Genomic DNA, 13086 nt, shown 5'->3' with positions numbered 1-13086 from the left:
AAACAACGGCTAAATAACCGTTGTTCAAATATAGATATTAATAAGATAAGCTTTAGTAAAAACTACCGTATTTAGATAAATCGGTTCTTGGGTTTACACACATCACCGGGATGTGAGCCGAATTGGCTATAACAAATTGTTCGTGTGCACCAAGCATGTAATCCTGGAAAGAGATATTCTTTGTGGTCATAATCAATATGATATCTGCATCAATCCTCTTTGCAAATTCAACTGTTTCCATCGCAAAATCATTGCCACCATCGGCGGTATCAATCTCATAATCGATTCCTCTGCTCTCCAGGTATTTTTTAGCAAAAACCAAATTGGCTTTTGTTCTTTGCAACATCTGTCCTTCAGGCATCTTAGGCGTAATAACTCGCATTTTGGCTTTAAAGAACTTCCCTAAAAATTCCGCCCAACTTAATTTCTCCTTGTTCTCTTTTTTAAAGTCTACTGGTAATACAACTGAAGAGTATTTCTTTTGGACAGGAGGAGCCTGAACTACAACAAATGGAACTCTGGATCCTACAATTACTTTTAAGGCCCAACTTCCTGTAAGTTTCTGCATACCTTTAATTCCATGCGTCCCCATAAGAACCAACATAGCATTCATTTCTTTGGCCACATCATTTATTGTAGTAAATATACTTCCATCACGAACAATGAATTCAGGTCGAATGTTTTTCTCATTGTAGATTTTCTCAACAGCTTCCGCCATTTTGCCTTTGGCCTCCTCCAGTTGTGATTCTTTCTTAACAATATGAACCAAAACAACCTCAGCTTCAACATTTTCCGCAAAAATACTTGCATGATCAAGTGCATATTCAGCAACAGTTGAAAAATCCCATGCTACAAGTAAAGATCTTTTTGTACTTTCCATAGTTTAGTTTAAAAGGGGAACAGTAAATACATGTATTAACATAACTGGATTCAATTTAGGTATTTTTTGTTAAAACAACAAATTTATTCCACCAGTTAAAGTTTGTTGATTATTTTCTGTTTCAGCGCGATAATTAAAAATTCTTCCCTATTTTTAGTCTCATCGTTTACATTTGGTTATTAACAGATCCGGAATGACTCATTACACTCTCTGCATACTTCTTATGAAATCCGATATGATATTGCACATATTGGAGCAAGGAGAAGCTGGTTTATTTTCGCAAAATCTAATCTTCTTTGGCTTGCTTCTTTCAATAATTGTAGTATTTCTTTTTTTGTGGTTTAGAATTGAGCTTCGACGACAAAGAAGTGAGTTAGAAAGAGAATTTTACAATAAAAATCAAGAGTTAATTTTTAAGAAGGAAAAAGCTGAAAAACTACTAGCCAACCTTCTACCCAAACAAACCGCCGAAGAACTGCAATCTAAAGGAAAAGTAAGTTCCAAAAGATATAGGATGGTAACCGTTCTGTTTTCAGATATTCATGGATTTACAAAAATTGTAGAACAAATGAATCCCGAAGATCTGATTGATGAACTGGATAAATTTTTCATGCATTTTGATTCTGTTGTTGAGAAATACAATATTGAAAAAATAAAAACCGTTGGGGATGCCTACATGTGTGCCGGGGGTATTCCTAATAAAAACAGAACCAACCCTATTGAGGTGATTTTAGCGGCTCTGGAAATTCAGCAATACATGAATAACATGAAAATCAATTCGAAAAATGGAAAAAAGGCCATTTGGGGATTGAGAATCGGAATTCATACCGGACCGGTTATTGCAGGTGTAGTTGGTACAAAAAAAATCAGTTACGATATTTGGGGTGATACGGTTAATACTGCAAGCCGTATGGAATCCTCCGGGGCTGTTGGGGAAATTAATATCTCTGGAATGACATACATGCTGGTAAAAGATTTTTTCATTTGTGAATATCGTGGCAGAATGCCTGTGAAATACAAAGGAAATATCGACATGTACTTTGTGAAAGGTTTCTTACCAAATATGTCGGCAGATTTAAAAGGCTTACTCCCTAACGATTATTTCCTAACAAGCTTTCAAATGCTTCGTTACGATGACTTGGAAGAGACCGTTCTTACAAAAATGGAAAATGAACTTCCCAAGAACTTGTATTATCACAACCTGAAACATACCATAGATGTGATTACAGAAGTAGAGATTATTGGCCGAAAAGAAGGAATTACGGAAGCCGAAATGCTAATCATTAAAACTGCAGCCCTTTTCCACGATACCGGTTTTATTCTTTCTTATAACGATCATGAAGAGTATAGTGTTAAACTTGCCAGACATATCCTTCCTCAATACAAATATTCCGAAAAACAAATTGATGATGTATCTAGTCTAATCATGCACACCAAACATCCACCGCAACCAGAATCCTTGTTGGAAATGATCATGTGCGATGCAGATTTGGATTACCTTGGAAGAACTGATTTCATTCCTGTCTCAGGAAATTTATACCGCGAGCTTAAAGAGTATGGCAAAATTAAAAGTATTGATGAGTGGAACCGATTACAAATCCGATTCATAGAGAATCATCAGTATTTTACAAAAACCGCCAGAAGTATGCGGAATGTTAACAAGTACAAACAACTTGAAAAGCTCAGAGAGCTGATTTGATTGTTTCAAAGTTTTGAATGCATATTTATTATAAATTGTCATTCTGAAATCCCATTTGTTTATGATTCTATGGTTTTACCACTATAAAAACGTAAATTTATTAGTGGTCAAAATGCTTGATTTTCAAAAAATCACAACATAAATTAATCAAAAAGAGGGATTAAAATGATAACTAACTTAGAAAATATTCTTTCCGACAGTGCAAAAGGAATGAAACGGTCGGTAATCAGAGAATTGTTAAAATTAACCCAGCGAGATGATATCATTTCGTTTGCAGGGGGCTTGCCGGCACCAAGCTCTTTTCCTATTGATGATTTAAAGAAAATATCCTGTAAGATTCTTGATCAGGAAGGTAGTTCAGCCCTTCAGTATGGTGCGACCGAAGGTGATCGTAAACTTCGTGAAATCCTCACCAAACGTTATCAAGATCAGGGTTTGCAAATTACTACAAACAACCTTGTAATTCTAACTTCATCGCAACAAGGATTAGATTTAGCTGGTAAGATATTTTTAAACCGAGGAGATAAATACATTTGCGGCCTGCCAAGTTACTTGGGCGGTTTAGGTGCTTTTTCAAGTTATGGCGGTATTCCGGTTGGAATCAAATTTGATGAGCACGGAATGCGATCTGACTTATTGGAAGAAACTTTAGCAAAAATGCAGGAACAAGGCGAAATGCCCAAGTTCATATATGTTATTCCCGACTTTCAGAATCCTGCAGGAATCACAATGCCAGAATTTCGCCGATTGGAAATCATAGAAATAGCAAGAAAATACAATATTCTAATTGTTGAGGATAGCCCATACAGAGAATTAAGATTTGAAGGAGAAGCACAAAAAATGATGTTTGAACTGGATAACACTGGACAAGTAATGAGCTTAGGCACTTTCTCAAAAATCTTTGTGCCTGGTTTTAGAATTGGATGGATCGTTGCCCACGAGGCAATTATTGACAAGTTTGTTAAAGCGAAGCAATCAACAGATTTATGCACAGCTCCTTTTGTGCAAAAGATTGCTGCAAAATACATTGAAGAAGGTTTATTCGATAAAAACTTGAAGAAAATTATCGAAATGTATCACCGAAAAAGAGATGTAATGCTTAAAGCTTTTGAAGATTATATGCCCGAAGGTGTTAGCTGGACAAAACCTGAAGGTGGTTTATTCCTATTCTTGAGATTACCTGAAGACATGGATGCAGAAGATCTTTTTAAGATTGCAATAGCAAAAAATGTAGCTTTTGTTCTTGGTACTGTATTCCACTGCGATGGGAGTGGTAAAAATACCATGAGAATTAATTTTTCGTTTATGGATGAAGAGCAAAACAAAATTGGTGTTCAGCGATTGGCAGAATCCATTAAAGCATTAATGAACAATCGAGTTGAAATTTAAAAGCAATTCATTAATTTAGTAACATCGTTTGAGTTCTTATAGAACCAAACATTTAATAGATTATAAATCCTAAATCTCACCTTACAATGAGAAAAACGAGTACAATTCAATTTGTACTCGTTTATTTTTTTCCATCACCTCACTCTCCCAAAGCCACATAATACATTAGCTATAAACACCTTAACACATCTTCATTGATTATTTCTATGTTTTTAGTATTATTATCTATTTGATTTATATCGAATCAAGAATTAGATTTGTAACAGATAAAAACAAAACAATAAAAATAATCACATAAAAAACAAAGTATGTCACAAATTGGAAAACAAGTAGTAGATTTTGAAGTACAAGCATTTGCAAACAACGATTTTAAAACCGTAAAAAAATCAGATTTATTGGGTAAATGGTCTGTCTTTTTCTTCTATCCTGCCGATTTCACCTTCGTGTGTCCAACTGAATTGGAAGATCTTGCAAACCTATATCCTGAATTTAAAGCTACAGATTGCGAAATTTACTCTGTATCAACCGATACACACTTCGTACACAAAGCTTGGCACGATACTTCAGATACCATTAAGAAGATTCAATACCCAATGTTAGCAGATCCAACAGGAGTTTTATCTCGTGGTTTTGATGTAATGATTGAAGAAGTAGGTTTGGCTGAACGTGGAACTTTCATTGTAAATCCAGAGGGAGAAATTGTAGCATACGAAGTAGTTGCAGGTAATGTAGGTAGAAATGCCGATGAATTACTACGCAGATTAAAAGCATTACAGTTTGTTGCTAAAAATCCATCCGAAGTTTGTCCTGCCAAATGGAAAGAAGGAAATGAAACTTTACAGCCTAGCATCGACTTAGTAGGCAAAATTTAAGAAAAAAATACCCGAGTCTGCCTTGAAGTAATCTTTAAAATATATCCGATTAAAGTTAAACTACCTTAAGGCAGATTTTCCCAAAATCAAAAAAACATGCTGGAACAAACAATAAAAAATCAGGTAATTGATTTATTTTCATCGCTTAAAAACCAATATACATTTCAAATACAAGTATCATCATCGCACTCTAACAAGCAAGAATTAATCTCTCTTTTAGAGGATGTTGCATCATGTAGCGATAAGGTAAATCTAGAAATATCAGAAGCAGATGGATTGGCATTTACCATTCTGAAAAATGGAGCAGAAAGCAATGTCACTTTTAAAGCTGTACCTAATGGTCATGAATTTACAACCTTGCTATTGGCAGTTTTAAACCTTGATGGAATTGGAAAAAACTTGCCAGATGAAATGCTTACCAAAAGAATTCAAGCCATTTCAGATAAAGTTGAACTTAAAAGCTTCATCTCCTTATCTTGTACCAATTGTCCTGATGTTGTTCAAGCATTAAACATTTTTGCCTTTCTGAATCCAAATATTTCACACGAAATTATTGATGGAGCCATTAATCAGGAAGAAGTAGAAAATTTAAACATTCAAGCTGTTCCAACAGTTTATGCAAATGGCAAACAATTGCACGTCGGTCGTTCATCACTAGGTGAATTGCTAGGTAAGCTGGAAGAACAATTGGGAACTGAGTACACACCCGAATTGCAGCAAAAGAAAGAGTATGATGTTATTGTAGCTGGTGGTGGCCCTGCTGGAGTTTCTGCCGCAGTATATTCAGCACGTAAAGGTTTCTCAGTAGCCATTGTTGCCGAAAAAATAGGTGGTCAGGTAACCGAAACGGTATCCATTGAGAATATGATTTCCGTGCCCAAAACAAGTGGAGCTGAATTATCAGGTAACTTAATGAAACACCTTCATGATTATCCCATTGATATCCTGGAAAATCGTGTGATTGAAAACATGGATGTTGTTGATGGTATTAAAACCATTACCACTTCACTGAATGAAACAATCACTGCACCTGCACTTATCATTGCTACTGGAGCTAGCTGGAGAAAATTAAATGTTCCCGGAGAAAGCGATTATATTGGTTCAGGAGTGGCTTTCTGTACTCACTGCGATGGTCCTTTCTACAAAGGCAAGAAAGTGGTTGTAATCGGTGGAGGAAACTCTGGATTAGAAGCTGCAATTGACTTGTCTTCAATCGCTTCAGAAGTTCATATACTAGAATTTATGGATGAATTAAAGGGCGACCAGGTTTTACAAGATAAAATCAAAGAATTATCGAATGTAAGCATTACCACCAATGCTCAAACATTAAGTATTGATGGTGATGGCAATAAGGTACACTCTTTAAAATATAAGGATCGAATATCCGAAAAGGAAGAAGTTTTAACAACCGATGGCGTTTTTGTTCAGATTGGTTTAAATGCCAACAGTAAAGTGTTTGCTGATACAGTTAAAACCAACCCAATTGGCGAAATCGAAATTGATTCGCACTGTAGAACCAACCAAGCTGGTATTTATGCTGCTGGGGACGTTTCTATAGTTCCTTACAAACAAATTGTGATTGCAATGGGAGAAGGTTCAAAAGCTGCTCTTTCGGCTTTTGACGATCGAATAAAAGGATTGCTTCTGGCAAATTAATCCGGATTAATTACGAAATTATTTACAACAACGAAAAAGAGCATCAGGAAAACCCGATGCTCTTTCTATATTTTAAAAGGAATGAAATCAATTAAAACTCGATGATTGTATTCCAGTTGTGTTTGTCTTCAACAGTTCCGTACTGAATACCACGAAGAGTTTCGTATAGCTTAAAGCTACGCTCTCCTGCTTCCTCACCATACTTGTATTCGATATTGTTATCAGCATCAACAATTTTACGGATTGGAGAAATAACAGCTGCTGTACCACATGCTCCAGCTTCTGAGAAATCTGCCAATTCTTCAACTGTGATTGGACGACGTTCTACATTCATACCTAAATCTTCAGCAATTTGACACAAACTCTTGTTTGTAATAGATGGAAGAATGGTGTTTGATTTTGGAGTTACGTAAGTGTTATCTTTGATTCCAAAGAAGTTAGCCGGACCACATTCATCAATGTATTTCTTCTCTTTCGCATCTAAGAATAATACTGCAGAGAATCCTTCATCGTGAGCTCTTGTTCCACCTCTTAACGAAGCTGCATAGTTACCACCAACTTTATAGATACCTGTTCCTTGAGGAGCAGCTCGATCGTATTCACGATAGATCACATAGTCAGTTGGCTTGAATCCTTCTTTAAAATAAGGTCCAACAGGCATTACAAATACTGCGAAAGTATATTCATCTGAAGCCTTCACTCCAACCTGAGCACCATTACCAAATAATACCGGACGAATGTATAGAGAAGCTCCTGATTCATAAGGAGGAATCCATCTTTCATTCAATTTGATAGCTTTGATTACAGCTTCACGGAATAAATCCAAAGGCATTTCAGCCATCATAATACCGTGAGATGAGCTTTGCAGACGTTTACCATTTTCGTCAATGCGGAAAACTCTAACTTTTCCATCAGGACCTTTAAATGCTTTTAAGCCTTCGAATGCTTGTTGTCCGTAGTGCAAACCTGTTGATGCAATATGAACATTGATTTGATCAGATGAAGATACTTCTAATTCTCCCCATTTTCCATCACGATAGTGACAACGAACATTGTAATCAGTTTTAGTATAACCAAAACCAAATTCTTTCCAGTTAATGTTTTCCATTTCAGATATGAATTTAGCGATTAGTGTTTTGTTTCTTTAAGTTTTTCAAGTCTACACAAATGTATTAAGAAATTTGCTCTTTTTACCTACAGTTTCTTACATTTTTTATCAAATTACTTTCAATTCGATAAGATATCCGTTATGTTTTCGAATATTTATAACTTTTCCTTCTTCGAAAATCAAATATTGACCTTTTATCCCTTTCAAAACTCCTTCGAACTCTTTTATTTTATCAAAACCAAAGCTGGTAATTTTTTTAGGCAACTCATCTACAGGATAATTAATGCTGTAAATTTCATCTTCATCACTCAGATATTGTTTCAATTCCGGATGTAACTTATCAGCAGCATTCTTTTTCTCCTCCAATAGGTCAATATCCGTAGTGCCATCCTGTTTTAGCATTTCGCGCCAGTTGGTCTTATCAGAAAAATGCTCCTTTAAAGCCACCTCCATAACACCAGCTATATGTCTGTTTGGGGTTTTGGCAAGCTTTATTGCCTTGCTAGCCCCTTGATCAATCCAACGTGTTGGAACTTGCGATTCGCGGGTAACACCAACTTTTAAATTGCCAGAATAAGCCAAATAAACGTAATGCGATGTAAGGGAATTTTCTTTCGCCCATTCCATATCGCGCGAAATTCCCAAATAAGATAAATCCAACTCAGGACGAACAATGCTTGGATCGGTTTGAGGCAATGTGGTAAAGCATGAATAACAATATCCTTGCGAAAAGGATGTTTTGGTTTTCTTTCCACAATGCATGCAATTGATTTGATCCAAAAATTTCAAACTAATCTTCTTACCAATTAGTGAGTTCATTTCAGTTAAATCATCACCAATAGGTAACTGATACTGCACTTGATCCCCTAAATCGGTACGCATTTTTCTGATATTTCCTTGCATGGATTATAAGTTTTCCTGAATGGTTTTTATCATTTGGTCCATCTCTTTTTGATCGAATCCAACCCCTTGCCAAATGATCTTACCTGTTTTATCGACAATAAAGTTACGAGGAATGTACTGACTGGCAAATTTTGAATAAACTTCACGCTTCGGATCCGGTGCAATCGGGAAGGTAAAACCTTTCTTCTGATTCCACTTAGTTAACTGATCCTTTGTATGTTCACGACCAATTGAAATCAATGTAAAATTTTCATCCTTAAATTTCGGCCACAATTGTTTTTGAACTTCTGGCAACTCTTTCATACAAGGTCCACACCATGTAGCAAAAAAATTGATCAGAACCACTTTTCCTTTCAAATCCTTTATCGAAATTTCTTTCCCATCTAAAGTAGTAACAGTAAACTCTGGTACTTTATCACCATTTTTTAATAATGAATCTTTAAAGTCGCTTGCATTAAGGGATAGCGCAGCGAACAAAGTAATAAATGTTAGAACGAATTTATTCATATTTAGCCATTGTTAGAGACGTACGGCCGTACGTCTTTACATTAATTATTATTGAATTAGATCATTGGTGACCTCAACAATCTTATACAATTTGTCCGATCGACGAATCATAGTATCCAAAGCTATGGAGAAACTGTCTCCTTTTACCGCTTTTTCTACTGGTTTAAGGTCTACCCTAATTTCTTTGATTGTGGTTTCAACCACTCCAGTTGTTGGTCCTGTAATCAAGATGTTATCCCCAACTTCAAGTTCGTTGGATTCCAACAAAAATTCCGCAACCTTAATCTTGGTAAAATAATTGGTTCCTTTACCAATAAGCACTTTACGCTTGGTAGCACGGTTTCCGTATTCATTGCTCCACTCACCCAGTTTTTGTCCCAGGTAATACCCATTCCAAAATCCACGGTTGAATACTGTAGACAAACGCTCCATCCAAGCATCAATCTTCTCTTTATTGTAGGATTCATCAAGGTAAGAATCAACTGCTTCGTTGTAACAACCAACCACAGTTTTTACATATTCAGGAGAACGTGCACGACCTTCGAATTTCAAAACTCGAACGCCTGCATCAATCATTTTATTTAAAAACCCAATGGTACACAAGTCTTTGGGCGACATGATGTATTCATTGTCAATTTCCAACTCGTTACCCGATTCTTTTTCCGTTACTGTATAAGCTTTTCTGCAGGTTTGCATGCACGCACCACGATTCGCAGATGAGTTCTTCTCATGCAGACTCAGGTAACACTTACCCGAAACTGCCATACACAAAGCTCCATGCGCAAACATCTCGATCTGCACCAATTCACCTTTAGGACCTCTGATATCCTGTTCAACAATCTGATCGTAAATGGCTTTTACCTGGTTCAAATCCAACTCTCGAGCCAAAACCACAACATCGGCAAACTGAGCGTAAAATTTTACTGCCTCAATATTCGTGATATTACATTGAGTAGATATATGTACCTCAACATCAATCGATCGTGCGTACATAATTGCCGAAACATCCGATGCAATAATTGCAGTTACACCACTTTCTTTGGCAGCATCAACAATTTTATACATCAACTTAATATCATGATCGAACAATACCGTGTTAACGGTAAGGTAAGATTTCACATTGTTCTCTTTACAGATATTGGCAATTTTTTTTAGGTCTTCAAATCCAAAGTTATTTGCTGACCTTGAACGCATGTTCAATTGCTCAATACCAAAGTATATCGAGTTAGCTCCCCCTTGAATGGCAGCCATTAAAGATTCGTATGAACCTACTGGTGCCATTAATTCTATATCTCTTCTCTTCATTAAATTACTGATATGCAAAAAATACTTATTTAGAATGCATATGTAAGCTGTTAAATTATTTATTTAGCCCAATTATGCCTTCTTCCTGATCCTCAGCAAAAGTAATCTTTATCACTCATTCCTGCAATATAAATTAGTGAGTGAGTAAAGTTAAATCTATCACTAATACAAATACTTAACTCACCAACAAGCTTGTTTAAAATTTTTAAATATTATACATTTGTGCCACAGCTATTTGATACGCTGGGATATTAGTCTTCCTTTACAGCTGACAGTGAACAGTTTATGTGGAAAATGTCCCAATTTTTCCCTAACTTGAACATGGGGAATCTCATTTGTAGCCAATAACTCTGATGAGTTACACACATACATCTGCGCTACCATATCCTAATAGCTTGATTTTGAGTAAAATAATTACAACCAGGGGGAGTAATCGTGTTTACGCGCGCTTACTTGTTAAAACATCAAAACCAGATATTAGCCTATGAAGTATAGAGCTTACACACTGAAGACCTTTAAGAATATTCCTCAGATTAGTAAACTGAGCGAAGAGCAGATTTTTGATATTGAAGTTGTTGGAGAGGTCCTTCCTTTTAAAGCAAATAATTACGTAGTTGATGAGTTGATCGATTGGGACAATTTCGAAAATGATCCGATTTTTATCCTGACTTTCCCTCAAAAAGATATGCTTTCAGCCAAGCATTACGACAGAATGGCTGAATTAATTAGAAGCGGTGCTTCAAGACCTGAAATCACCAAAGCTGCCAACCAAATTAGAATGGAACTAAATCCTAATCCGGCAGGACAAGTACACAATGTTCCTGAACTAAATGGTGAAAAATTGGTTGGTATTCAGCACAAATACAACGAAACGATGTTGTTTTTCCCTTCTCAGGGACAAACATGTCATGCATACTGTACCTTCTGTTTCCGTTGGCCTCAGTTTACAGGTATCGATGAGTTGAAATTTGCTATGAAGCAGGTTGATCTAATCATTGAGTACTTGCGTCAGAATCCATCAATTACCGACTTGTTGTTTACAGGTGGAGATCCAATGGTAATGAAATCGAAAGTATTTGAACAATATATCGATGCCATTATTGCAGCCAAGATTCCAAACTTGAAGACAATCCGTATTGGAACCAAAACATTAGGTTACTGGCCATATCGTTACACTAGCGATGATGATGCCCAACAATTGTTGGATGTATTCAAAAAGATTCAAGATAGTGGATTGAACCTATCTATTATGGCTCACTTTAATCACATTAATGAAATGAGCACTGAAGCTGTAGAACAAGCTGTAAAAAATATTCGCGCTACAGGTGCAGTAATTCGCACTCAATCACCATTAATGAAGCATTTGAACTTTGATGCTGACATGTGGGCTCGCATGTGGAGAAAGCAAGTAGATTGGGGAATGATTCCTTACTACATGTTTATTGCTCGTGAAACTGGTGCTCAAGAATATTTTGCTGTTACACTTGAAGAAGCTTGGGATATCTTCCGCAAGGCTTATGCTCAGGTTAGCGGTGTATGTCGTACGGTTCGAGGACCTAGTATGTCGGCTAATCCTGGAAAAGTACAAGTTGCAGGTGTTACCGAAATTAATGGTGAAAAAGTTTTCGTTCTGAACTTTATACAGGGAAGAAACTCTGATTGGGTTGGACGTCCTTTCTTTGCAAAATACGATCCTAAAGCGCTATGGTTGGATGATTTAAAACCAGCTTTCGCTGATAAATTTTTCTACGAAGAGGCATAGACCATCAAGATATTTTATTTCAAGACCTGTCAGATTTTCTGATGGGTCTTTTTTGTTGATGAAAGTCTGATAGTCGAAAAATGAAACAGTCGATTACCGGCTTATTCTATATGATCCATAATTTGAATCAATTACTTGAGATTTGAAGCTTGGAGTTTCTATTCCAGAATCTCCATAACCTCATCATAAGTATGAGGAAGCTTTTTAACCAAAACTTCTTTATCTCTGCTTACTAGAAAAAATACAGGAATGCCTCCCGTGAAGATCTTTTCGTTTGGGAAATTGGAGGAGAGAAACTGTCTGATACCAACGGATTGAAACTTGCCTTTATCAGGACCGATAAAATCCAGTAAGTAAGAATTGCTGCTTAAACCGTTTGCCCCAACCAAAGAGTCCACCTCTTCCTTATTTTTGCTAACAGCAATCATCAACAATTGATAGTCATCAGCTTTGATATCCTGGATGAGTTTGGGCAAAGTTTCCTCCAGGCTTTTGCGACAACCACTACACCATGTCGTCCAAATGTATACCAGTGTTTTGTCTTTTTTTGAAATGAATTCGTTGAATTTATTTGAATCGATGATTCTTTTCTCATCAACAGAATTGCTACATGAAAAGGAAAGCAGCAGTAATGTAACAACAAATAAGTACCTCATGGGAATTGATTTAGTAAACCATTAATTTAAGGATTATTTGAGACACATATTTAATGATTGTTTATAATCTCCCCTCACAAACTCAAATGAAAGCTAAAACGAAAAAGAACTAAACTGAAGAAAATGGATCTCCTAATCAAACACCCCCAAAAGTGCAATCTACTAATGTTACTCTTATGGAGTATTTGATCTTTTATACTGAAGTTGTTTAATGTCCTCCTGAAAAACTGCGAGCAACATCTTGATTCCATTGACATCAGCTAATTTTTATTACGTAACTTCGGCTATGCAATAAAAAATTGAGCTTCGCCACTGAAAACCAATAAGTCACTCTCGAAATCCCAGTAGG

The 13086-nt window shown here is 36.3% G+C and carries 11 protein-coding genes; 5 read left to right on the top strand and 6 right to left on the bottom strand.

The genetic code is table 11. The annotated features are described in order from the left end of the window. Nucleotides 1–52 precede the first annotated feature (52 nt). Nucleotides 53–880, bottom strand: a complete 828-nt coding sequence (locus NQ163_RS15685; protein ID WP_268191274.1) for a universal stress protein — start codon at nucleotides 878–880, stop codon at nucleotides 53–55. A gap of 235 nt (nucleotides 881–1115) precedes the next feature. Here NQ163_RS15685 and NQ163_RS15680 point away from each other — a divergent pair, with 235 nt between their 5' ends. From NQ163_RS15680 to ahpF, 4 genes are all read left to right on the top strand, one after another. Further along, entirely contained in the window at nucleotides 1116–2579 is a 1464-nt protein-coding gene (locus tag NQ163_RS15680) for an adenylate/guanylate cyclase domain-containing protein (protein ID WP_268191273.1), read from the top strand. 165 nt (nucleotides 2580–2744) lie between these two features. Further along, entirely contained in the window at nucleotides 2745–3968 is a 1224-nt protein-coding gene (locus NQ163_RS15675; protein ID WP_268191272.1) for an aminotransferase-like domain-containing protein, read from the top strand. Between the two features lie 308 nt (nucleotides 3969–4276). After that, nucleotides 4277–4840 carry an alkyl hydroperoxide reductase subunit C gene (gene ahpC / locus NQ163_RS15670; RefSeq protein WP_110362554.1) on the top strand — a complete coding sequence of 188 codons (564 nt, stop codon included), beginning with the start codon at nucleotides 4277–4279 and terminating at the stop codon, nucleotides 4838–4840. Nucleotides 4841–4936: 96 nt separating this feature from the next. Then, the gene (gene ahpF, locus NQ163_RS15665; protein ID WP_268191271.1) at nucleotides 4937–6496 is read left to right on the top strand and encodes an alkyl hydroperoxide reductase subunit F; all 1560 of its coding nucleotides are present in this window, start codon (nucleotides 4937–4939) and stop codon (nucleotides 6494–6496) included. A gap of 91 nt (nucleotides 6497–6587) precedes the next feature. Here ahpF and NQ163_RS15660 read toward each other — a convergent pair whose 3' ends face one another. The 4 genes from NQ163_RS15660 to NQ163_RS15645 all read right to left on the bottom strand — a co-directional run bounded on the left by NQ163_RS15660 (nucleotide 6588) and on the right by NQ163_RS15645 (nucleotide 10319). Next, nucleotides 6588–7604 carry a branched-chain amino acid aminotransferase gene (locus tag NQ163_RS15660; protein ID WP_268191270.1) on the bottom strand — a complete coding sequence of 339 codons (1017 nt, stop codon included), beginning with the start codon at nucleotides 7602–7604 and terminating at the stop codon, nucleotides 6588–6590. Between the two features lie 108 nt (nucleotides 7605–7712). Then, the gene (locus NQ163_RS15655) at nucleotides 7713–8507 is read right to left on the bottom strand and encodes a DUF2797 domain-containing protein (RefSeq protein WP_268191269.1); all 795 of its coding nucleotides are present in this window, start codon (nucleotides 8505–8507) and stop codon (nucleotides 7713–7715) included. A gap of 3 nt (nucleotides 8508–8510) precedes the next feature. Then, nucleotides 8511–9014, bottom strand: coding sequence for a TlpA family protein disulfide reductase (locus tag NQ163_RS15650; protein ID WP_268191268.1), 504 nt, complete (start codon nucleotides 9012–9014; stop codon nucleotides 8511–8513). 48 nt (nucleotides 9015–9062) lie between these two features. Continuing rightward, nucleotides 9063–10319 (bottom strand): peptidase U32 family protein, encoded by a 1257-nt coding sequence (locus NQ163_RS15645; RefSeq protein ID WP_268191267.1) that lies wholly within the window; start codon nucleotides 10317–10319, stop codon nucleotides 9063–9065. A 484-nt stretch (nucleotides 10320–10803) separates the two neighbouring features. Here NQ163_RS15645 and NQ163_RS15640 point away from each other — a divergent pair, with 484 nt between their 5' ends. Continuing rightward, nucleotides 10804–12081: a KamA family radical SAM protein gene (locus NQ163_RS15640; RefSeq protein ID WP_268191266.1), complete on the top strand. Its 1278-nt coding sequence runs from the start codon at nucleotides 10804–10806 to the stop codon at nucleotides 12079–12081. 158 nt (nucleotides 12082–12239) lie between these two features. Here NQ163_RS15640 and NQ163_RS15635 read toward each other — a convergent pair whose 3' ends face one another. After that, nucleotides 12240–12737: a TlpA family protein disulfide reductase gene (locus NQ163_RS15635; protein WP_268191265.1), complete on the bottom strand. Its 498-nt coding sequence runs from the start codon at nucleotides 12735–12737 to the stop codon at nucleotides 12240–12242. Between the last annotated feature and the right edge of the window lie 349 nt (nucleotides 12738–13086).

The organism is Marinifilum sp. D737 (genome assembly GCF_026672275.1).
Classification (GTDB): Bacteria; Bacteroidota; Bacteroidia; order Bacteroidales; family Marinifilaceae; genus Marinifilum.
This window is presented reverse-complemented; position numbering and strand designations above follow the sequence as displayed.